A 21,990-nucleotide genomic window follows, 5' to 3' on the forward strand; every position below is an offset into this window, starting at 1 on the left:
GCTCTTCAGACAGATGTATGAGATCCGGGCCACGGATGCGTGACAGCTGTCGATGGCAGAGGATCGTGGAGATCCCTAGGTTTCACGGTGGTTTCACTTGCATTTTCCTTATGGCCCACGTCGTCCCGGCGCAGGCCGTATGTCTGCTTCTGCCAGCCACCCGTTGGAGGTCCCCCGTGCTGGGTCCCGCGATCCTCGCCGCCTCGCGCAGCGACAAGATGCGCCGAATCGTCTCTGCCGCCCCGGTGACCAAGCCCGTGGTGAACCGGTTCATCCCCGGTGAGACGGTCGACCAGGTCATCCCGATCGTCGAGGACCTCACCGCCAAGGGGCTGGAGGTGACCCTCGACGTCGTCGGCGAGGACATCACCACGGTCGAGCAGTCCCACGCCGCCCGCGACGCCTACCTGCAGCTCATCGAGCAGCTGGCGCACCTGGGCCTCGGCGTGACCGTCGAGATGTCCGTGAAGCTGTCGATGTTCGGCCAGGCGCTGGAAGGCGGCCACGAGCTCGCCCTCGCCAACGTCCGCCCGGTCGTCGAGGCCGCCGCGGCCATCGGCACCACCGTCACCCTGGACGCCGAGGACCACACCACCCTCGACTCGATGTTCGCCATCCACGACGAGCTGCGCCGCGACTTCCCGCAGACCGGCTGCGTGATCCAGGCGTACCTCTTCCGCACCGAGGCCGACGCCCGGCGGCTGGCCGACGCCGGCAGCCGCGTACGCATCGTGAAGGGCGCCTACAAGGAGCCCACCGAGGTCGCGTACCAGGACAGGGCCGAGATCGACCTGAGCTACGTCCGCATCATGAAGATCCTGATGGAGGGCGACGGCTACCCGATGATCGGGTCCCACGACCCGCGTCTGATCGCCATCGCCCAGGAGCTCGCCCGCAAGGCGGGCCGCAAGCTCGACGAGTACGAGTTCCAGATGCTCTACGGCATCCGCGGTGAAGAGCACCTGCGGCTGGCCGCCGAGGGCCACCGGATGCGCGTGTACACGGCGTACGGGACCGACTGGTACGGCTACTTCATGCGGCGCCTCGCGGAGAAGCCGGCCAACCTCCTCTTCTTCCTCCGCTCGATGATCACCAAGAACTAGGCCCTCCCACTAGCTCAAGGAGTTACCAGCCACATGGACGCTGTGACCCAGGTTCCCGCGCCGGTCAACGAGCCGGTCCACTCGTACGCCCCCGGAACCCCGGAGCGCGCGCGCCTCGAGACGCAGCTGAAGCAGCTGTCCGAGAACCCGATCGACCTCCCGATGACCATCAACGGCGTCAAGCGGATGGGCGGCGGCGAGCGCTTCGACGTCGTGCAGCCGCACGACCACAAGGCCGTCATCGGTACGTACGCGAACGCCACCGAGGCCGACGCCCAGGAGGCCGTCGACGCCGCCCTGGCCGCCGCCCCGGCTTGGCGCTCGATGTCCTTCGACGACCGCGCCGCGATCATCCTGCGCGCCGCCGAGCTGCTGGCCGGCCCCTGGCGCGAGAAGCTGGCCGCGTCCACGATGCTGGGCCAGTCCAAGACCGCGCAGCAGGCCGAGATCGACTGCCCGTGCGAGCTCGTCGACTTCTGGCGCTTCAACGTCCACTTCGCCCGCCAGATCCTGGCCGAGCAGCCGGGCGCGAACTCGGCCGGCGTGTGGAACCGCAGCGACCACCGCCCGCTCGAGGGCTTCGTCTACGCGATCACGCCGTTCAACTTCACGGCCATCGCCGGCAACCTGCCGACCGCCCCCGCCCTGATGGGCAACGTGGTCGTGTGGAAGCCGTCCCCGACGCAGACCCACTCCGCGGTCCTCCTCATGGAGCTGCTGGAGGAGGCGGGCATGCCGAAGGGCGTCATCAACCTGGTGACCGGCGACGGCATCGCCGTCTCCGAGGTGGCCCTGAACCACCCCGAGCTGGCGGGCATCCACTTCACCGGCTCGACCAAGACCTTCCAGTACCTGTGGAAGACGGTCGGCAACAACATCGAGAAGTACAAGTCCTACCCGCGCCTGGTCGGCGAGACCGGCGGCAAGGACTTCGTCGTCGCGCACCCGTCCGCGGACCGCGCCACCCTGAAGACCGCCCTGACCCGCGGCTCCTTCGAGTACCAGGGCCAGAAGTGCTCGGCGTCCTCGCGCGCCTACGTCCCGGCCTCGATCTGGAACGACGGCTTCAAGGAGGCCTTCGCGGCCGAGGTCGACGGCATCACCATGGGTGACGTCCGCGACCTGACCCACTTCATCGGCGCCGTCATCGACGAGCGGTCCTTCGCGAAGAACAAGGCCGCCATCGACCGGGCCATCGCCGACCCGACCTGCGAGATCGTCGCGGGCGGCACGTACGACGACTCGGAGGGCTACTTCGTCCGCCCGACCGTCATCGCCTGCACGGACCCGGAGAACGAGGTCTTCACGACCGAGTACTTCGGCCCGATCCTCGCCGTCCACGTCTACGAGGACGCGGACTTCGACGCGATGCTGGCGCAGATGGAGTCCGTCTCGGCGTACGCCCTGACCGGCTCGATCATCGCGGGGGACCGCTACGCGGCCGCCGACGCGATGGAGAAGCTCCGTTTCGCGGCGGGCAACTTCTACATCAACGACAAGTCGACCGGCGCCGTCGTCGGCCAGCAGCCCTTCGGCGGCGGCCGCGCCTCGGGTACGAACGACAAGGCGGGCGCGGCGACGAACCTGCAGCGCTGGACCTCGACCCGCTCCATCAAGGAGACCCTGGTCGCGCCGACGGACTACCCGTACCCGCACATGGGCTGACCCGGCCCCGCTGAACCCCGCCCCCGCTCCGGTACCCCCAATTCCGGAGCGGGGGCGGTCCCATGTGCGCGCCCTGTTCAGCCGATCATCTGCCGCGAGGCGGACAGCCCGGCCTAGGCTTGTGTTCGAGGAGGCCAGACCTCGACCAAGACCTGGTCCAGGGACTTGCGGACCAGGTCCGGGACCTCGCAGTCGGGCGCGGGGTAGCCGACCGGGATGACCGCGAAGGCCTTCTCGTTCTCGGGGCGGTTCAGGACGTGGGAGAGGAAGCGCATCGGGCTCGGCGTGTGGATCAGCGCGGCCAGGCCCGACAGGTGGAGGGCGGACAGCAGCATGCCGACCGCGATGCCGACCGACTCGTCGACGTAGTAGTGCTTGTGCTTCGTACCGTCGTCGCCGAGCCAGTAGCGCTGCTGGAAGACCACGATCAGGGCCGGGGCGTCGGTGAGGTGGGTCTTCACGGCGTCGGTGCCGATGGGGCGCAGGGCCGCGAGCCATTCGTCGCCGAGCCGGCCGTCGTAGGACAGCTGCTCCTCCTGCTCGGCGGCCGCGCGGATCTGCTCCCGTACGGCCGGGTCCTTGACCAGGACGAAGGTCCACGGCTGCTGGTGCGCCCCGGAAGGCGCGGTCGCGGCGCACGCGACGGCGTCCCGGACCACCTGCTCGGGGACCGGGTCGGGGGAGAAGTGGCGTACGGTCCTGCGCTCGTCCATCCGCGTACGCAACTCGGCGGCGCGCGCGAGGGATTCCTCGCTCGGCATCCGCTCGGGCCGGTAGGCGGCGGGACGGTAGGGCCGGCCGTGGATCGGGGTCCACTGCTGGGTATCGGGCGACATGCGCCGAGTCTGCCGAGGCAATGGTCCGGACCGCCAGACCCGCGTCGGCCGAATCCGGCCGGTGAGCGCCACTTCGCGTCCGTATAGCGGGGACCGGCTCCGGGGATTCCGCTTGGTACGGTCCCGCCATGGCTGACTGGGACGCGGGAGCGGTACGGGCGATGCTGCGGCAGACGGCGACGGGACGCGCATGAGGGCCCTGCGGTCGGTGTTCCTGCGGCACACCTCGCAGGTCGCCGAGTGGGAGATGCGCCGGGTGCGGGAGCTGCTCGACGCCGCCTTCGAAGGGGACTTCGGGGAGGAGGACTTCGAGCACGCGCTCGGCGGGATGCACACGCTGGTGTACGACGGCGAGGAGCTCGTCGCGCACGGGAGCGTCGTGCAGCGGCGGGTCGTGCACGCGGGGCGGGCGCTGCGTACCGGGTACGTCGAGGCCGTGGCCGTGCGCGCCGACCGGCGGCGGTCCGGGCTCGGCGGGGTGGTGATGCAGTCGCTCGAGGGGGTCGTCGCGCGGGCCTACGTGCTGGGCGCGCTCAGCGCCTCCGCCGCCGGGGCCGCGCTGTACGCCGGGCGCGGGTGGCGGGTGTGGGGCGGGGAGATCGGAGTGCTCGGGCCCGGGGGGCCCGAGCGGCTGGCCGACGAGGAGGGGTCGACGTACGTGTGGGCGCCGAGCGGCGGGGTCCTGCCGGACCCCGCCGCCGGGCCGCTCCACTTCGACTGGCGGGACGGGGACGTCCTCTAGCGCTGTGACCGGCAGGGTTCACCGGGTCGCGCGCCCCCCCGCAGACCCTTCCGGCCACAGCACTGGCCGGCGGGGCGGGAGACCGGGCGTCAGCCGCTGATGCTCGCCGCGCCCGACTCGATGTGGCCCGTGTATCGGCGCGACCAGGTGCCGTCCGAGTCGGCAAGGATCGTGAAGTCGTACCAGCCGTTGCTGTAGGCCACCGCGTTGAAGTAGTCCTCGCGCGAGGAGTTCGCCGGGACGGTGTAGGTCCACGGGCCGTCGGTGCGGTAGGCGTTCGAGCGGATCGTGAAGGTGACCGGCGAGGCCGAGGAGTTGGTCATCTTGAAGTAGACGGCCGTCTTGCCCGTGCCGGGCTCGATCGCGAAGCGCGCCGCGACCTCGATCGACTTGCCCGCCTTCGACGCGTCGCCGATGAAGCGCCGCAGGAAGCGGTTCGGCCCGTACATCGAGATGTCGTACTTGCCGGAGCCGCTGCCGAGCCCGATGTTGAAGTAGTCCGTCGACGTCACGCCCGGGTCGACCGTGTACTGCCAGGCCGCGGTGTCCCGGTACTGGTGCGGGTGGATCGAGAAGTGCGCCGCCCGCTTCGCCTCGGTGCCCGCGTTCGTCATCGAGAACCAGGCCAGGATCTTGCCCGCCGACCCGAACTCGAAGCGGTCCAGGTTCCCGTTGACCTGGTACGGAAGGGCCCGCGCGGGCCGCGTGCCGGCCTCCTGCGCCGGCAGTGCGTTGTCCTGCGGCACCGGGTTGGAGAGCGGGCCGCAGGTCGCCTGGCCGATGACCTTGGCGGTCGACGGGAGGCCGGCGGGGACCCCGTAGACCGGGTGCGTGAAGTCGAAGACGCCCGTCAGGTCGCCCGTCACCTTGCGGCGCCACGCGCTGATGTTCGGACAGGTGGCCGGGGTGCCCAGCGCCGCCGTCCAGGTCTCCATGAAGCGCAGCACGGAGGTGTGGTCGAAGACCTCGGAGCTCACCCAGCCGCCGCGCGTCCAGGGGGACATCACGATCATCGGGACGCGGAAGCCGAGCCCGATGGGGGTCCCGTCGATGTACTCGCCGGGCGTGCCGGGCGGGGCGACGGGCGGCGGGACGTGGTCGAAGAAGCCGTCGTTCTCGTCGTAGTTGAGGAAGAGGACGGTGGAGTCGAAGACCTCCGGGTTCGCCGAGAGCGCGCGGTAGACCAGGTCCACGAAGTGCGCGCCGTCGCCGGGCGGGGCGTAGGGGTGCTCGGAGAAGGCCTCGTTCGCCACGACCCAGGAGACCTGGGGGAGGGTGCCGGCGACGACGTCCGCGCGGATGGCGGCGGCGATGTCGTCCGGGGTGGAGCCGGTGACCTTGGGGACGGAGCCCATGCCCCGGTCCCACAGCGGGTTGCCGGGGGCGGCGTCCGTGAACTTCTTGAAGTAGGCGAGCCCGTTGTCCCCGTAGTTGTCCTGGGCGTTCTGGTAGACCTTCCAGCTCATCCCGGCGCGCTGCAGGGCCTCCGCGTACGTCTCCCAGGTCAGCCCGGACTCGTCGCCGCCGTCCTTGCTGCCCGCGTCGACCTTGCCGCTCCACAGGAAGGTGCGGTTGGGGCCGGTCGCGCTCAGGGTCGAGGAGAAGTAGGCGTCGCAGACGGTGTAGTTGTCGGCGAGGCCGTAGTGGAAGGGGATGTCGCCGCGGTCGAGGTAGCCGAGGGTGCGGGTGTTGCCGACGCCGGTGACGAAGTTGTCCATGCGGCCCTTGTTCCAGGCCGCGTGCTGCGAGCTCCAGCTGTGCGGGAGGTCGCCGTTGCACTGGGCGAGGGTCTCGCCGTCCACGCCGCCCACCGGCGGGGTGGAGCTCAGCTTCCACGGGTAGTGGCGGCCGCCCCAGTTGGGCTGGTTGAACATGCTCCAGCCGCCCGGGATGTTGCCGGCGGCGCGGTCGCCGAAGCCGCGGACACCCTTCAGCTTGCCGAAGTAGTGGTCGAAGCTGCGGTTCTCCTGCATCAGGATCACCACGTGCTTCACGTCGGTGAGCGTGCCGGAAGCGGCGGCGGCGGCCGCCGACGTCGGCGCGATCGCGGGCAGGGCCGCCCCTGCCATCAGCCCGGCGCCGATTCCCACGAATCCTCTGCGGCTGATCGGTGTCACTGGCTACTCGCCTCCAACTCAAGTGCCCCACTGGCACATTGACGGCAAGCGTGGCGGCAGCCGGCCCAAAGGTCTACATCCGTGCAGTAAGAACTCGGTGAACATTCGGATGGCTGGAATCACGCGGTGGCCCGGGCCGCAGATTGGTGTGAAAGCGAACCAATGCGTCCGCACGGTGCAGCTGCTTGCCGGTGACCGGGCAAGGGCCCTCCGTGCCGAGCGGGTCCGCCCCGCGGCCCGAGGGGCCATTGGGGCGGGTGGGGTACATCACTCCACCGGAATGGGCGTACCGGCACCGATCATGGCTCTGACCAGCAGATTCACCGCTCCGGACGAGTGAAATGGACCCCCGGAACGGAGCCTTCCAAGCGGTTTCGCGTCTCAGATAGTAGGAAGTCCGAGTAATTGCCGAGACATACAGCGGGAGCTGGCCTACTTTGTAGAAGCCGAACGTCTCGCCGATCCGGCGAATGGCGGTCGAGAGCGCGCGCCCCATGGCAGGCAACCCCTGCCGCGCACCGCTCCCCGCCTCTTCCGGCGCCTTGAAGGAACCCCTCATCCGTGGCCCCGCCACGCCGTGATCTCAAGGAGTCGATCACCATGACGCAGAACTCCGTCGCCGTCCGCCGCGCCCGTCGCTCCGTCGCCGCCGAAGCCGACCGCAAGAACGCCGCCGCCGCCCTCCAGCGCGCCCTGGACCGCCGTGACAACGGCGGCTCGACCGGCCACTGAGCACGCCCGCGGCCCGCTCCCGTGCCCGACATATTGCGTCCACATGGTGGACGCAATATGTCTGAGGGATGGGACAAGGAGTACGGTTCCACCATGTCGACCAGCATCAATCTCGCAGTGATCCCCGGTGATGGCATCGGCCAGGAAGTCGTGGCTCAGGGCCTCAAGGTCCTTACCGCGGTCCTGCCCCAGGATGTGAAGCTGGAGACCAAGGAATACGACCTCGGCGCCCAGCGCTGGCACCGCACCGGTGAGACCCTCCCGGAAGCGGAGCTCGAGGCCCTCAAGCACCACGACGCGATCCTGCTGGGCGCCATCGGCGACCCCTCGGTCCCATCGGGCGTCCTGGAGCGCGGTCTGCTGCTGAAGCTCCGCTTCGCCTTCGACCACTTCATCAACCTGCGCCCGTCGAAGCTCTTCCCGAACACCGCCACCCCGCTGGCCGGCCGTCCGGAGATCGACTTCGTCGTGGTCCGCGAGGGCACCGAAGGCCCGTACACCGGCAACGGCGGCAGCCTGCGCACCGGCACCCCCGCCGAGGTGGCCACCGAGGTCAGCGTCAACACGGCGTACGGCGTCGAGCGCGTCGTCCGTGACGCCTTCGAGCGGGCGAACGCCCGCCCCCGCAAGAAGCTGACGCTGGTCCACAAGAACAACGTCCTCGTGTACGCGGGCCACCTGTGGAAGAACACCTTCGACAGGGTCGGCCAGGAGTACCCCGAGGTCACCACCGACTACCTGCACGTCGACGCCGCGACGATCTTCTTCGTCACCCAGCCCGAGCGCTTCGACGTCATCGTCACGGACAACCTCTTCGGTGACATCCTCACCGACCTGGCCGCCGCCGTGACCGGCGGAATCGGCCTGGCCGCCTCCGGGAACATCAACCCGACCGGCGCCTTCCCGTCCATGTTCGAGCCCGTCCACGGCTCGGCCCCGGACATCGCCGGCACCGGCAAGGCCGACCCGACCGCGACGATCCTCTCGGTCGCCCTCCTGCTGCGCCACCTGGGCTACGAGGCCCAGGCCGTCCGCATCGAGGACGCGGTCTCCGCGGACCTGGCCGAGCGCGACGGCACCTTCCGCTCCACCGACGCGATCGGCGACGCCCTCGCCGCGCGAGTAGCCGGCTGACCCGGCAGCCCCACCTCGAGGAAGCCGCCGGGTCGCGACCAACGCACCCGGCGGCTTTTCCTGTGTGGCCCCGGGTGCCACCATCTCCCCTGGGCCGCAATCACGCCGTTTCACCGAAGCCTCCTCCCGCGCGATAATCGAACGCGAGGCCGCGGAATACGGGGAAGCTCGGACGTCCTAGTACGCCGTGAGCGCGGTCCGCCATACACAACCGGTGAAGGACAAGCACTCATGACGACGACGCCCACGATCGAGCTGAAGCCCTCCTCGAACCCCCTGTCCGCCGCGGAGCGCGACGCGATCCTGGCGAGCCCCGGTTTCGGCCGCCACTTCACCGATCACATGGTGACGGTCAAGTGGACCGAGGGCCGCGGCTGGCACGATGCCGAGCTGGTCCCGTACGCACCGCTGTCGATGGACCCGGCGAACATGACCCTGCACTACGCGCAGACCATCTTCGAGGGCCTCAAGGCCTACAAGCAGCCCGACGGGACCGTCGCCACGTTCCGTCCGCGGGCGAACGCCGAGCGCTTCCAGGCCTCCGCGCGCCGGATGGCCATGCCCGAGCTGCCGACCGAGCTGTTCATCGCCGCCTGCGACGCGCTGATCAAGCAGGACCGCGCCTGGGTTCCGGACTCCGGCGAGGCCTCCTTGTACCTGCGGCCGTTCATGTTCGCCTCCGAGGTCGGCCTCGGCGTCCGCCCGGCCAACGAGTTCCTCTTCATCGTCATCGCCTCGCCCGCCGGCGCGTACTTCCCCGGCGGCGTCAAGCCCGTCTCCGTCTGGCTCTCCGAGGAGTACGTCCGCGCCGTCAAGGGCGGCACCGGCGCGGCCAAGACCGGCGGCAACTACGCGGCCTCGCTCGTCGCGCAGGCCCAGGCCGCCGAGCACGGCTGCGACCAGGTGGTCTGGCTCGACGCCGTCGAGCACCGCTGGATCGAGGAGATGGGCGGGATGAACCTGTACTTCGTGTACCAGGACCGCATCGTCACCCCGGAGCTCACCGGCTCGCTCCTTCCCGGCATCACCCGCGACTCCCTCCTCACCATCGCCCGCGACCTCGGCTACACCGCCGAGGAGGGCAGGATCACCACCGAGGACTGGAAGCGCGACAACGAGAACGGCACCCTGACCGAGGTCTTCGCCTGCGGCACCGCCGCCGTGATCACCCCGGTCGGCTCGGTCAAGTCCGAGCGCGCCAACTGGACCCAGGGCGACGGCGAGCCCGGCGAGGTCACCATGAAGCTCCGCAAGGCGCTGCTGGACCTCCAGACCGGCCACACCGCCGACACCCACGGCTGGATGCACCCGCTCGGCTAGATCCCGCGGATCGCGTGATCCCGCAGATCCCGCGCCCGTACGCACGAAGGCCCGCGCCCGGCTGCTCTCGATTCGACGAGCAGCCGGGCACGGGCCTTCATGCGTACGGGGTGACTCAGGCGGCCACCGGCTCCTCGACGGCCTCGGGGGCCGCGGCGGGGGAGGTGCGGGCGGTCAGGGCCGTGTAGACCAGGCCGCCGGCCAGGCCGGACAGGACGAAGGAGCAGTCCACGCCACCGGTCAGGGCCAGCAGCGGGCCCTCGTAGAAGGGGGTGGTCACGGCGAGCAGGCCGACCCCCGCGCCGATCACCCAGGAGGCGGCGGCGGCGACGTTCCAGCCGGAGCGGAACCAGTAGATCCCGCCCACCGACCGGCGGTTGAAGACCTGGAGGGCGTCGGCGTCGTACCGGCCGCGGCAGCGGACGTAGCCGATCAGGGTGATCACGGCCCACGGGGTGCCGATCGCGGTGAGCAGCAGCACGAAGGAGGTCATCGCGGACTGCACGTCCCACGAGAAGGAGCCGACGAAGACGAAGGCGGTGGCCACGGCGGCGGCGACGAGGGTGGCGGTGCTGCGGGTGGCCCTGGGCACGATCGCGTCGAGGTCGAGGCCCATGGAGTAGAGCATCAGCCCGGCGTTGCCGACCGAGCCGGCGGCCGCGGCGGCGAGCAGCGGGACCAGGTACCAGAACGGCGCGGCGTCGACCAGCGGCCCGGCGTACTCGGTGGCGGCGCGGGCTGCCAGCGCCGTGTAGGTGCCGAAGAGCTGCGGGACCAGCAGGCCGACGAGCAGGCCGAGTCCGGTGGACCAGAGCACCTTGCGGGAGCTGTGCTTGTGGGGGGAGATGTAGCGGGTGTAGTCGCCGAGCAGGGTGATGAAGGCGACGGGCCCGCTGAGCCCGGCGGCGACGGCGGCGAGCAGCCAGGTCGGCCAGAAGGAGCCGAGCAGGTACGCGGTGTCCGGCGGGGCGGCGGTGGTGAAGTCCGGGGCGTAGGCGAAGACGCCGACGGCCAGCAGGACCACCATGCCGATGGAGAGGACCTTGCTCATGCGCAGCAGCAGCCGGTAGCCGAAGACGGCTGCGACGACCGTGCACGCGGCCAGTACGCCGTACATCACGGCCCGCGAGACGCCGGTGTCCGGGAGTCCGGTGAGCCGGGACAGGGCGCCGACCATCACGTCGCCGCCGATCCACAGGGTCAGCGCGGTGTAGCCGAGCGAGAGCAGCAGGCCGACCACCGAGCCGACGAGCCGGCCGCGGACGCCGAACTGGGCGCCGCTGGAGGTGGAGAGGTTGGTTCCCGTGCGCAGGGAGACCAGAGCCAGCGGCGCGGTGAAGGCGATGCCGACGAGGGTGCCGATCACGATGGCGGTGACCGACGGCCACAGACCCAGCCCGAAGGACGGGGGCAGCCAGCCGAAGATGATCACACCGAGGCAGAGATTGGAGCCGAGGAGGATCGAAATCAGGTCACGGGGACCGCTCGTCCGCTCCTCTTCCGGGATGGTGTCGACTCCGCGCTGTTCGATGGGCATGGGGGGACTCCCTTGGAAGGGCGGGGGGTGGCAGCTCAATGTTTGAGCGACACTCAATGTGACCTAAGCCCTGGTCTCAGGTCAATGCTTCATCGCGGGGAAATGAAGAGTTAGAGTGATGCTCTAACCCATCGACTCAAAAGGTGGTGGATCGGCGTGCGGCTGACCCCAACGGAGCGCGACCGGCTGCTGCTCCGCAGCGCTGCGGAACTGGCCAGGGCCCGGCGGGCCCGCGGACTCAAGCTCAACGTCCCGGAGGCCACCGCGCTCATCGCGGACACGGTCTGCGAGGCCGCGCGCGACGGCAAGCGACTCGCCGAGGCCATCGAGGAGGCCCGCTCCGTGCTGGGCCAGGGCGACGTCCTGCCCGGCGTCAGCGACGTGGTCACCGAGGTGCACGTGGAGGCCGTCTTCGACGACGGATCCCGCCTCGCCGTGGTCTCGTCCCCGATCCGGGACGCCGTCGGCCTGGGCGAGAACGCCCCCGGCGCGGTCGTGCCCGGCCCCGGCGCCCCCCAGCCGGAGCCCGCCCTGCACCTGCACGTGCGCAACACGGCCTCCGTGCCGGTCAGCGTCACCTCGCACTTCCACTTCTTCGAGGCGAACCCGCGCCTGGACTTCGACCGCGCCGCGGCCTACGGCATGCGCCTGTGCGTGCCGGCGGGCTCCTCGGTCCGCTTCGACCCTGGCGGCGAGGCCGAGGTCGGCCTGGTCCCGATCGGCGGCGAGCGCGTCGCCATCGGCTTCGCCGGCCTGGTCGACGGACCCCTCGACGCCCCGGGCGCCAAGGCCGAGGCCCTGCGCCGCGCCGCCGCCTGCGGCTACCTCGGAACCGATGCGACGGACGGAGACCAGGCGTGAGCAAGCAGACCCGGCACAGCGACCACTGCGCCCCCGGCAGCCGGCACATCGACCCGCACGAGTACGCCTCCGTCTTCGGCCCCCGCGCCGGGGACCGGGTCCGGCTCGGGGACTCCGGACTGACCGTCCGCGTGGAGTCCGACTCCCAGAAGCCCGGCGACGAGTTCCTGGCCGGCTTCGGCAAGACCGCCCGCGACGGACTGCACCTGAAGGCCGCCGCCGTCCGCGACACCTGCGACGTGGTGATCAGCAACGTGCTGGTCATCGACGCCGTCCTCGGCATCCGCAAGGTCTCCATCGGCATCCGCGAGGGCCGCATCCACGCGATCGGCCGAGCCGGAAACCCCGACACCCTCGACGGCGTCGACGTCGTCGTCGGCACCGGTACCTCGATCGTCTCCGGCGAGGGCCTGATCGCCACCGCCGGAGCCGTCGACACCCACGTGCACCTGCTCTCCCCGCGCATCATGGAGGCCTCGCTCGCCGCGGGCGTCACCACGATCATCGGCCAGGAGTTCGGCCCGGTCTGGGGCGTCGGCGTCAACTCCCCGTGGGCCCTGAAGCACGCCTTCAACGCCTTCGACGCCTGGCCCGTCAACATCGGCTTCCTCGCCCGCGGCTCCTCCTCGGACGCCGCCCCGCTGATCGAGGCCCTGGCCGAGGGCGGCGCGTCCGGCTTCAAGGTCCACGAGGACATGGGCGCCCACACCCGCGCCCTGGACACCGCCCTGCGCGTGGCCGAGGAGTACGACGTACAGGTCGCCCTGCACAGCGACGGCCTCAACGAGTGCCTGTCCGTCGAGGACACCCTGCGGGTCCTGGACGGCCGCACCATCCACGCCTTCCACATCGAGGGCTGCGGCGGCGGACACGTCCCCAACGTCCTGAAGATGGCGGGCGTGCCGAATGTGATCGGCTCCTCCACCAACCCGACCCTGCCCTTCGGCCGGGACGCGGTCGCCGAGCACTACGGCATGATCGTCTCCGTCCACGACCTCAAGCCCGACCTCCCCGGCGACGCCGCCATGGCCCGCGACCGGATCCGCGCCGGCACCATGGGCGCCGAGGACGTGCTGCACGACCTGGGCGCGATCGGCATCACCTCCTCCGACGCCCAGGGCATGGGCCGCGCCGGCGAGACCATCCGCCGCACCTTCGCCATGGCCGCCAAGATGAAGGGCGAGCTGGGCCCGCTGGCCGGCGACGGCGACGGCGACGACAACGCCCGCGTCCTGCGCTACATGGCCAAGCTGACCATCAACCCGGCCATCGCCCACGGACTGGCCCACGAGATCGGCTCCATCGAGGTCGGCAAGCTCGCCGACATCGTGCTGTGGCGCCCGCAGTTCTTCGGCGCCAAGCCGCAGCTGGTCCTCAAGTCCGGCTTCCCGGCCTACGGGGTCACCGGAGACCCCAACGCCGCCACCGACACCTGCGAACCGCTGGTCCTCGGCCCGCAGTTCGGCTCGTACGGGGCCACGGCCGCCGACATCTCCGTCGCCTTCGTCTCGGCCGCCGCGGCGGCCCTGGGAAGCGACGAGATGCCGACCCGCAGGCGCCGGGTCGCCGTCCGGGGCACCCGCGGCATCGGCCCGGGGGACCTCCTCCTCAACTCCCGGGTGGGCGCGGTCGATGTGGACGCGCGCAGCGGGCTCGTCTCCCTGGACGGGGAACCGCTGCGCTCCGAAGCCGCCGAATCGGTGTCCCTCAACCGCCTGTACTTCCTGTAAGGACCCCTGCCATGACGAACAAGCCCGCCCACCACGGATTCCGGATGCCCGCCGAGTGGATGCCCCACGAGCGCACCTGGATGGCCTGGCCCAGCCCCAACCCCACCTTCACCAACGCGCAGGAGCTCGCCGAGGCCCGCGAGGCCTGGGGCGCCGTGGCCCGCGCGGTGCGTACGTACGAGCCCGTGACCCTGGTGGTCTCGCCCGGTGACGCCGAGAGCGCCCGAGCCATCGTCGGCGACGACGTCGAGCTGGTGGAGCGGGAGCTCGACGACGCCTGGATGCGCGACATCGGCCCGACCTTCGTCACCAACGACGCCGGCGAGCTGGCCGCCGTCGACTGGACCTTCAACGGCTGGGGCGCCCAGGAGTGGGCCCGCTGGGACCACGACTCGAAGATCGCCCAGGCCGTCTCGGACCTCGCCGGGACCCGTACGTACAGCACCCCGCTCGTCAACGAGGGCGGCGCCATCCACGTCGACGGCGAGGGCACCGTGCTCCTCACCGACACCGTGCAGCTGGGCAAGGGCCGCAACCCCGACTGGAGCCGCGAGGAGGTCGAGGCCGAGATCCACGCCCACCTGGGCACCACCAAGGCGATCTGGCTCCCGTACGGCCTGGCCGGCGACTACGGCACCTACGGCACCCAGGGCCACGTCGACATCGTCGCCGCCTTCGCCCGCCCCGGCGTGGTCATGGTCCACACCCAGCCCGACCCGGCCCACCCGGACCACGAGCGCGGCAAGACCATCGCCGCCATCCTGCGCGCGTCCACCGACGCGCGGGGCCGCCGGCTGGAGGTCGTGGAGGTCCCGGCGCCGACCGTGCTGGAAGAGGACGGCGAGTGGGTCGACTACTCCTACATCAACCACTACCTGTGCAACGGCGGCGTGGTCCTGTGCGCCTTCGACGACCCGCGCGACGAGGAGGCGGCGGAGATCTTCCGCTCTCTGTTCCCCGAGCGGACCGTGACGCTCGTCGACGCACGTACGATTTTCGCCGGGGGTGGCGGAATCCACTGCATCACCCAGCAGCAGCCGAAGGTCTGACCCCGTCCGCAGGACGGGACGGGCCGACCAGAACGAGGAGTGGGCCATGGTGGCGGGTGAGGTACGTGCCGCGCGCAAGAACGCGCCGCCGCGCGAGGACGTACTGGTCGCCGCCATGGCCACCATCGCCGAACGAGGCCTCGAAGGGCTGACCATGGCCGGCCTGGGCCGCCAGGTGGGCATGAGCAGCGGCCACCTCCTCTACTACTTCCGCACCAAGGACGAGCTCCTGCTGCAGACGCTGGAGTGGAGCGAGGCGGCGCTGGGCACCGAGCGGCGGGCCCTGCTGTCCCGCCGCGGCCCCGCGCGCGAGCGGCTGCAGGCGTACGTCGACCTGTACGTGCCCCAGGCCGCCCGGGACCCGCACTGGACACTGTGGCTGGAGGTCTGGAACCGCTCGCAGAACGCCGGACACGGGGAGCGGGAGCGGCAGGCTGCCATCGAGGGCGCCTGGCATCGCGACCTGGTGGCCCTGCTCGCCGAGGGCATCTCGCGCGGGGAGTTCCGCCCGGTCGACCCGGACCGCTTCGCGGCCCGGCTGCGGGCCCTGCTCGACGGGTTCAGCATCCAGGTCGCCGTCGGCCTGCCCGGGATAGGGCGGGGCGACATCCTGGCCCACGTCTCGGAATTCCTCGATGAGGCGCTCGTATCGTGAGACGCGCGTCCACACATGCGGACGCCTGTGGCAGACTGCCGACGTGCCTGCTCAGCTCATGATTATGGACAGCAGCGCGCCGGTCCGCAGTGACCGCTGAACCGTGAAAGAACTTCGCGGAGGCGGCCATCGTGCCCCAGACCCGCGCGCAGACCTCTCGCACCCGCGAGAGGTTTTTTCGTTTTCCGGCTCCAAACATGCCGGGAGCGGGCAGCGCGCGATGATGGGGGCAGTGGATCCCGGGCATCCGGAACCACTCATCCGACAGGAGTCAGATCAGCATGACGACGACAGAGGCGACTGAGCCGACTGCGCCGGCTACGGGCCCCGACGACGGCTTCCACGTCTTCGACACGACCCTGCGCGACGGCGCCCAGCGTGAGGGCATCAACCTCACGGTCGCTGACAAGCTGACGATCGCCCGGCACCTGGACGACTTCGGGGTGGGGTTCATCGAGGGCGGCTGGCCCGGCGCCAACCCCCGTGACACGGAGTTCTTCTCCCGCGCCCGCGTGGAGATCGACTTCAAGCACGCCCAGCTCGTCGCCTTCGGCGCGACCCGCCGGGCGGGCGGCTCCGCCGCCACCGACCCGCAGGTGCGCGCCCTGCTGGAATCCGGCGCCCCGGTGATCACTCTGGTCGCCAAGTCCCACGACCGGCACGTCGAGCTGGCCCTGCGCACCACCCTCGACGAGAACCTGGAGATGGTCCGCGACACCGTCTCCCACCTGGTCGCCCAGGGCCGCCGGGTCTTCGTCGACTGCGAGCACTTCTTCGACGGCTACCGCGCCAACGCCGAGTACGCCAAGTCCGTCGTCCGCGTCGCGCACGAGGCCGGCGCCGACGTCGTCATCCTGTGCGACACCAACGGCGGCATGCTGCCCGCACAGGTGACCGCGACCGTCGCCACCGTCCTCGCCGACACCGGAGCCCGCCTGGGCATCCACGCCCAGGACGACACCGGTTGCGCCGTGGCCAACACACTGGCCGCCGTCGACGCGGGCGCCACCCACGTCCAGTGCACCGCGAACGGCTACGGCGAGCGGGTCGGCAACGCCAACCTCTTCCCGGTCGTCGCCGCGCTGGAGATCAAGTACGGCCGCAAGGTCCTCCCCGAGGGCGCACTCGCCGAGATGACCCGGATCTCGCACGCCATCGCCGAGGTCGTCAACCTCACCCCCTCCACCCACCAGCCCTACGTCGGCGTCTCCGCCTTCGCGCACAAGGCGGGCCTGCACGCCTCGGCCATCAAGGTCGACCCGGACCTGTACCAGCACATCGACCCCGAGCGGGTCGGCAACACCATGCGGATGCTGGTCTCCGACATGGCCGGCCGCGCCTCCATCGAGCTCAAGGGCAAGGAGCTCGGCGTCGAGCTGGGCGGGGACCGCGCGCTGATCTCCCGGGTCGTGGAGCGGGTCAAGGAGCGGGAGCTCCAGGGCTACACGTACGAGGCCGCCGACGCCTCCTTCGAGCTGCTGCTGCGCGCCGAGGCCGAGGGGCGTGCGCGCAAGTACTTCCGCATCGAGTCCTGGCGGGCGATCGTCGAGGACCGCCCCGACGGCACGCACGCCAACGAGGCCACGGTGAAGCTGTGGGCCAAGGGCGAGCGGATCGTCGCGACGGCGGAGGGCAACGGCCCGGTCAACGCGCTGGACCGCGCGCTGCGGGTGGCGCTGGAGCGGTTCTACCCGCAGCTGGCGAAGTTCGAGCTGATCGACTACAAGGTCCGCATCCTGGAGGGCAAGCACGGCACGGAGTCCACGACGCGCGTGCTGGTCACCACGACGGACGGCACCCGCGAGTGGAACACGGTGGGCGTCGCCGAGAACGTGATCGCGGCGTCCTGGCAGGCCTTGGAGGACGCCTTCACCTTCGGCCTCCTGCACGCGGGCGTGGAACCGGCGGAGTAGTCCCGGCGGCGGTCGGCGGGCGTCGGCCTGCTCCTTGCGGAAATCCTCGCGGGTCATGGCCCGCGCGTCGGCCCAGACCTCGCCCGGCTTCGGCCCGGCGAGGTCTGCCGCCGTGAAATCGGTGGGCGATGGTCCTTATGTCCATCTCACACAAGATTGCACCTGTTCGGGTAGCGTCGTGACCATGAGGACCAGGCATATATCCGTACTCTCCGGCCGGCTTCTGACCGGTCTGCTGCTGGCCCTGTCCGCGACCGCCCTGGTGGTCGCCCCACAGGCTTCGGCGGCCACCGGAACCAGCACCGTGGCGGAGGCCCTCAAGAAGGGCCCGGTCTACGTCGACCCCCGCGCCGAGGCGCAGCTGCCGCCCGCGCAGGCGGAGGCACTCGCGAAGAAGATCAAGGATGCCGGGAAGCCGGTGTTCGTGGCCGTGCTGCCGGCCACCGCCGAGTTCCCCGCGGCCACCGTGCTCAAGACGGTCCGTACCGAGACCGGCATCACCGGCCTCTACGCGATCCGGCTCGGCGACGGCTTCAACGCCGGCGCCGACAAGGCGGTCATGCCGACCAACGCGGTCCGCAACCTGGTCGACGCCGTCAAGGCCGGCGGCCCGGTCGACGCGAGCACCGAGCTCAACAACTTCGTGGATCAGGCCCTCGCCCAGGCCAAGGGCAAGGCCCCGGCCTCCTGGAGCGGTGCGAGCACGGAAGGCGAAGGCGCCCCGGTCGGCGCCCTGATCGGCCTCGGAGCCGTGGCCGTGGTCGGCGGCGGCGGTGCGTACGCGCTGGTCAAGCGCAACCGCAAGAAGAAGGAAGAGATCCGCCGCGAGGCCGTCGCCCGGCTGGGCGTGGTCGTCGACGAGGACATCACGGCCTTCGGCGAGGAGCTCGACCGCCTCGACTTCCACCCCGGCGAACCCGGCGCGGACGACGCCATGCGGGCGGACTACGAGCAGGGCCTCGACTCGTACGAGAAGGCCAAGCAGATCATGGCCTCCGTGCAGCACCCCGAGGAGGTCAAGGGGGTCACCCAGGCGCTGGAGGACGGCCGGTACGCCCTGGCCCGCCTCGACGCGCGCCGGCAGGGCCGGCCGCTGCCCGAGCGCCGTGCGCCCTGCTTCTTCGACCCGCGCCACGGGCCGAGCACCGAGGACGCGGACTGGGCCCCGGCGGGCGGGGCCGCCCGTACCGTGCCCGTCTGCGCGGCCGACGCGGTACGGCTGCGCGACGGCCAGGACCCGGCGGTCCGCACCGTCGACACCGAGCACGGGCCGCGCCCCTACTACGACGCCGGCCCGGCGTACGGTCCCTGGGCCGGCGGCTACTTCGGCGGCGGCATGCTGCCCGGCCTGCTCATGGGCACGATGCTCGGTTCGATGATGTCCAGTCCGGCCTACGCCTCCGACTTCGGCGGGGGCAACGGCTTCGACGGCGGTGACGTCTCCGGCGCCGATTTCAACCCGTCCGACTTCGGCGGCGGGGACTTCGGCGGCGGGGGCGGGTTCGACGGCGGAGGCGGCTTCGGCGGGGGCGACTTCTGAGCCGCCCCCGGTCCTGGACGAGGTCGTGGACCAGGTCCTGAAGCGGCCGGGGTCAGGCCTGCTTGATCGCCGAGATGTCGAAGGTCAGCTTCACCTTGTCGCTGACCATCACGCCGCCCGTCTCCAGGGCCGCGTTCCAGGTCAGGCCCCAGTCGGAGCGCAGGATCTCGGCGGAGCCCTCGAAGCCGACGCGCTCGTTGCCGTAGACGTCGGTGGCCGAGCCGTTGAACTCCAGGTCGATGGAGAGCGGGCGCGTGACGTCCTTGATGGTCAGCTCGCCGGTGACGCGGTACTTGTCGCCGCCGAGCTGTGCCGCCCGCGTGGAGCGGAAGGTCATCAGCGGGAACGTCTCGGCGTCGAAGAAGTCGCCGGAGCGCAGGTGGCCGTCGCGGTCGCCGATGCCGGTGTCGACGGAGGCGATCTTCACGTCGATGGAGGCGGTGGAGCGGGACGGGTCGGCGCCGTCGAGGCGCAGGACGCCCTCGTGGTCGGCGAAGGCGCCGCGGACGTTGGTGACCATCGCGTGGCGGACCGTGAAGCCGATGCTGCTGTGGGCGGCGTCGATGGTGTAGTCGCCGGTGAGGGCGGCGAGGGCCGGGTCCACGTCGAGCGTGGCGACGGCGCCGAGGCCGCCTTCCTGGGCCTGGGCGGTCTGGTTGCGGCGGGTGAAGAGACCCATGACTTGCTCCTCGGTAGCGTGCTGCTCGGTTCGGTACCCGGGTGTCCACCCGGCCTTATGTTCGTTTAACTTTCAACAAGAATGACGCTAGACCCATTTCGTTCAAATTTCAACTTCTAGGGTTCGTGTCGGCGGTTTCTCGCGATGTTTGTGGGATACCGACAAAGGAAGAAGGTCCCCTCTGGCAGTGTCCACTCGTCCCTCCGTGGTTCTGTCCGGGCCGGACAGCGGAAGACACCCGACACTGTGTGGATTCGACGGAGGGTTTTGCCGGTCCCACTTCGTAAGGTCGGTACATGACCGTTGTGGACCAGATTCCGAGCGAGCCGACGGACGCCCGCGGGCGCGTGGCCGAGCTGCACGACCTGCGCGAGCAGGCGAAGCGCGGACCGAGCGACCGGGCGACCGAAGCCCAGCACGCCAAGGGCAAGCTCACCGCGCGTGAGCGCATCGCGCTGCTGCTCGACGAAGGTTCCTTCAAGGAGGTCGAGCAGCTCCGCCGCCACCGCGCGACCGGGTTCGGCCTGGAGGCCAAGAAGCCGTACACCGACGGTGTCATCACCGGCTGGGGCACGGTCGAGGGCCGCACGGTCTTCGTCTACGCGCACGACTTCCGCATCTTCGGCGGCGCCCTGGGCGAGGCCCACGCCACGAAGATCCACAAGATCATGGACATGGCCATCGCGGCCGGTGCCCCGCTGGTCTCGCTCAACGACGGCGCCGGTGCCCGTATCCAGGAGGGCGTCTCCGCCCTCGCCGGCTACGGCGGCATCTTCCAGCGCAACACCAAGGCCTCGGGCGTCATCCCGCAGATCTCGGTCATGCTGGGCCCCTGCGCCGGCGGCGCCGCGTACTCCCCGGCGCTCACGGACTTCGTCTTCATGGTCCGCGAGACCTCGCAGATGTTCATCACCGGCCCGGACGTGGTCCGCGCGGTGACCGGCGAGGAGATCACCCAGAACGGCCTCGGCGGCGCGGACGTGCACGCCGAGACCTCCGGCGTCGCGCACTTCGCGTACGACGACGAGGAGACCTGCATCTCCGAGGTCCGCTACCTCATCACGATGCTCCCCTCCAACAACCGCGAGAACCCCCCGGTCCACCCGACCGACGACCCCGCCGACCGGCGCTCGGACGTCCTGCTGGACCTGGTGCCCGCCGACGGCAACCGCCCGTACGACATGCTCAAGGTCATCGAGGAGCTCGTCGACGAAGGCGACGTCCTGGAGATCCACGAGCGCTGGGCCCGCAACATCATCTGCGCCCTCGCGCGGATGGACGGCCAGGTCGTCGGCATCGTCGCCAACCAGCCCGGCCACCTCGCCGGCGTTCTGGACATCCACGCCTCCGAGAAGGCGGCGCGCTTCGTCCAGCTCTGCGACGCCTTCAACATCCCGATCATCACCCTCCTGGACGTCCCCGGCTTCCTGCCGGGCGTCGACCAGGAGCACGGCGGCATCATCCGCCACGGCGCCAAGCTGCTGTACGCGTACTGCAACGCGACGGTGCCCCGGATCTCGCTGATCCTGCGCAAGGCCTACGGCGGCGCCTACATCGTCATGGACTCCCAGTCCATCGGCGCCGACCTCACCTACGCCTGGCCGACCAACGAGATCGCCGTGATGGGCGCCGAAGGCGCCGCCAACGTCATCTTCCGCAAGCAGATCGCGGATGCCGAGGACCCCGAGGCCATGCGCGCGCGCATGGTCAAGGAGTACAAGGCCGAGCTGATGCACCCGTACTACGCGGCCGAGCGCGGCCTCGTCGACGACGTCATCGACCCCGCGGAGACCCGCGAGGTGCTGGTCAGCGCCCTCTCGATGCTCCGCAACAAGCACGCCGATCTGCCGTCCCGCAAGCACGGCAACCCGCCGCAGTAATCGCGAAGGAGACCTGCCACCGATGAGTCACACCAACACCCTGCTGCGTGTCGAAAAGGGCAACGCCGAGCCGGAGGAGCTGGCCGCGATCACCGCGATCCTGCTCGCCCGCGCCGCCTCCGCCCCCGAGGACGACACCACGGCCGCCGCCCGCTCCCAGGCCGGCTGGCGCCGCCTCGAGCGCACCCCCGGCTTCCGCGCGCCGCACAGCTGGCAGGGCTAGTACCAGAAGCTCGCGAGCTCACGGCCCCGTGGGCACCGAGCGAAAAAGCCCCTCGCACTCCTTCGAGTGCGGGGGGCTTTCGCGTGGAGCGGGACGCGACTACCGCAGGCGGGCCATGAGGGCGTGCTCGACCAGGGTGATGAGCGCGCTCTTGGCGTCGCCGCGGTGGCGGGCGTCGGTGGTGATGATGGGGGCGTCCGGGCCGATCTGCAGGGCCTCGCGGACTTCCTCCGGGGTGTACGGCTGGTGGCCGTCGAAGCCGTTGAGGGCGATG

Annotated in this window: 18 protein-coding genes and 1 pseudogene; 14 read left to right on the forward strand and 5 right to left on the reverse strand. The window is 70.6% G+C overall.

Annotated features, from left to right (window positions below):
• Window positions 1–176 precede the first annotated feature (176 nt).
• On the forward strand, window positions 177–1,103 hold the full coding sequence (locus J7F03_RS32435; protein ID WP_214955861.1) for a proline dehydrogenase family protein: 927 nt from the start codon (window positions 177–179) through the stop codon (window positions 1,101–1,103).
• A gap of 33 nt (window positions 1,104–1,136) precedes the next feature.
• Complete coding sequence (gene pruA, locus J7F03_RS32440) at window positions 1,137–2,768, forward strand: L-glutamate gamma-semialdehyde dehydrogenase (RefSeq protein ID WP_214955862.1); 1,632 nt, start codon at window positions 1,137–1,139, stop codon at window positions 2,766–2,768.
• Between the two features lie 113 nt (window positions 2,769–2,881).
• Here the strand turns inward: pruA and J7F03_RS32445 are convergent, their stop codons facing one another.
• The gene (locus J7F03_RS32445; RefSeq protein WP_214955863.1) at window positions 2,882–3,604 is read right to left on the reverse strand and encodes a nitroreductase family protein; all 723 of its coding nucleotides are present in this window, start codon (window positions 3,602–3,604) and stop codon (window positions 2,882–2,884) included.
• A gap of 190 nt (window positions 3,605–3,794) precedes the next feature.
• Between J7F03_RS32445 and J7F03_RS32450 the strand changes: the two genes are divergently transcribed.
• Window positions 3,795–4,346, forward strand: coding sequence for a GNAT family N-acetyltransferase (locus J7F03_RS32450; RefSeq protein ID WP_214955864.1), 552 nt, complete (start codon window positions 3,795–3,797; stop codon window positions 4,344–4,346).
• An 89-nt stretch (window positions 4,347–4,435) separates the two neighbouring features.
• Here the strand turns inward: J7F03_RS32450 and J7F03_RS32455 are convergent, their stop codons facing one another.
• Window positions 4,436–6,463 carry a phosphocholine-specific phospholipase C gene (locus tag J7F03_RS32455; RefSeq protein WP_214955865.1) on the reverse strand — a complete coding sequence of 676 codons (2,028 nt, stop codon included), beginning with the start codon at window positions 6,461–6,463 and terminating at the stop codon, window positions 4,436–4,438.
• A 600-nt stretch (window positions 6,464–7,063) separates the two neighbouring features.
• On the opposite strand from J7F03_RS32455, the gene J7F03_RS42140 reads away from it, so the two are divergent.
• The 3 genes from J7F03_RS42140 to J7F03_RS32465 all read left to right on the forward strand — a co-directional run bounded on the left by J7F03_RS42140 (window position 7,064) and on the right by J7F03_RS32465 (window position 9,649).
• Complete coding sequence (locus J7F03_RS42140; protein WP_285440527.1) at window positions 7,064–7,195, forward strand: hypothetical protein; 132 nt, start codon at window positions 7,064–7,066, stop codon at window positions 7,193–7,195.
• A gap of 93 nt (window positions 7,196–7,288) precedes the next feature.
• Window positions 7,289–8,329, forward strand: a complete 1,041-nt coding sequence (locus J7F03_RS32460; RefSeq protein WP_214955866.1) for a 3-isopropylmalate dehydrogenase — start codon at window positions 7,289–7,291, stop codon at window positions 8,327–8,329.
• Between the two features lie 231 nt (window positions 8,330–8,560).
• Window positions 8,561–9,649 (forward strand): branched-chain amino acid aminotransferase, encoded by a 1,089-nt coding sequence (locus J7F03_RS32465; RefSeq protein ID WP_214955867.1) that lies wholly within the window; start codon window positions 8,561–8,563, stop codon window positions 9,647–9,649.
• A 115-nt stretch (window positions 9,650–9,764) separates the two neighbouring features.
• Here J7F03_RS32465 and J7F03_RS32470 read toward each other — a convergent pair whose 3' ends face one another.
• Window positions 9,765–11,186, reverse strand: a complete 1,422-nt coding sequence (locus J7F03_RS32470) for a cytosine permease (RefSeq protein ID WP_214955869.1) — start codon at window positions 11,184–11,186, stop codon at window positions 9,765–9,767.
• A gap of 156 nt (window positions 11,187–11,342) precedes the next feature.
• Between J7F03_RS32470 and ureA the strand changes: the two genes are divergently transcribed.
• From ureA to J7F03_RS32500, 6 genes are all read left to right on the forward strand, one after another.
• Window positions 11,343–12,047, forward strand: a complete 705-nt coding sequence (gene ureA, locus J7F03_RS32475) for an urease subunit gamma (RefSeq protein ID WP_214955871.1) — start codon at window positions 11,343–11,345, stop codon at window positions 12,045–12,047.
• Entirely contained in the window at window positions 12,044–13,777 is a 1,734-nt protein-coding gene (locus tag J7F03_RS32480) for an urease subunit alpha (protein ID WP_374104421.1), read from the forward strand. The genes ureA and J7F03_RS32480 overlap by 4 nt, the downstream gene beginning before the upstream one ends.
• An 11-nt stretch (window positions 13,778–13,788) precedes the next feature.
• Entirely contained in the window at window positions 13,789–14,826 is a 1,038-nt protein-coding gene (locus J7F03_RS32485; RefSeq protein WP_214955873.1) for an agmatine/peptidylarginine deiminase, read from the forward strand.
• A 46-nt stretch (window positions 14,827–14,872) separates the two neighbouring features.
• On the forward strand, window positions 14,873–15,481 hold the full coding sequence (locus J7F03_RS32490; RefSeq protein ID WP_214955875.1) for a TetR/AcrR family transcriptional regulator: 609 nt from the start codon (window positions 14,873–14,875) through the stop codon (window positions 15,479–15,481).
• Between the two features lie 281 nt (window positions 15,482–15,762).
• A complete protein-coding gene (gene cimA / locus J7F03_RS32495; RefSeq protein WP_214955877.1) occupies window positions 15,763–17,394 on the forward strand; it encodes a citramalate synthase in 1,632 nt (543 codons plus the stop codon).
• 184 nt (window positions 17,395–17,578) lie between these two features.
• Window positions 17,579–18,934 (forward strand): hypothetical protein, encoded by a 1,356-nt coding sequence (locus J7F03_RS32500; protein WP_214955878.1) that lies wholly within the window; start codon window positions 17,579–17,581, stop codon window positions 18,932–18,934.
• A gap of 52 nt (window positions 18,935–18,986) precedes the next feature.
• On the opposite strand, the gene J7F03_RS32505 is transcribed toward J7F03_RS32500, so the two are convergent.
• The gene (locus J7F03_RS32505) at window positions 18,987–19,613 is read right to left on the reverse strand and encodes a YceI family protein (protein WP_214955879.1); all 627 of its coding nucleotides are present in this window, start codon (window positions 19,611–19,613) and stop codon (window positions 18,987–18,989) included.
• A gap of 296 nt (window positions 19,614–19,909) precedes the next feature.
• On the opposite strand from J7F03_RS32505, the gene J7F03_RS32510 reads away from it, so the two are divergent.
• The gene (locus J7F03_RS32510) at window positions 19,910–21,493 is read left to right on the forward strand and encodes an acyl-CoA carboxylase subunit beta (RefSeq protein ID WP_214955880.1); all 1,584 of its coding nucleotides are present in this window, start codon (window positions 19,910–19,912) and stop codon (window positions 21,491–21,493) included.
• A gap of 22 nt (window positions 21,494–21,515) precedes the next feature.
• Window positions 21,516–21,716 (forward strand): acyl-CoA carboxylase subunit epsilon, encoded by a 201-nt coding sequence (locus J7F03_RS32515; RefSeq protein ID WP_214955881.1) that lies wholly within the window; start codon window positions 21,516–21,518, stop codon window positions 21,714–21,716.
• Window positions 21,717–21,815: 99 nt separating this feature from the next.
• On the opposite strand, the pseudogene J7F03_RS32520 reads toward J7F03_RS32515, so the two are convergent.
• Window positions 21,816–21,990: pseudogene (locus J7F03_RS32520) on the reverse strand (ATP-binding protein); the annotation flags it as partial.

This window comes from Streptomyces sp. ISL-43, assembly GCF_018614195.1.
Lineage (GTDB): Bacteria > Actinomycetota > Actinomycetes > Streptomycetales > Streptomycetaceae > Streptomyces.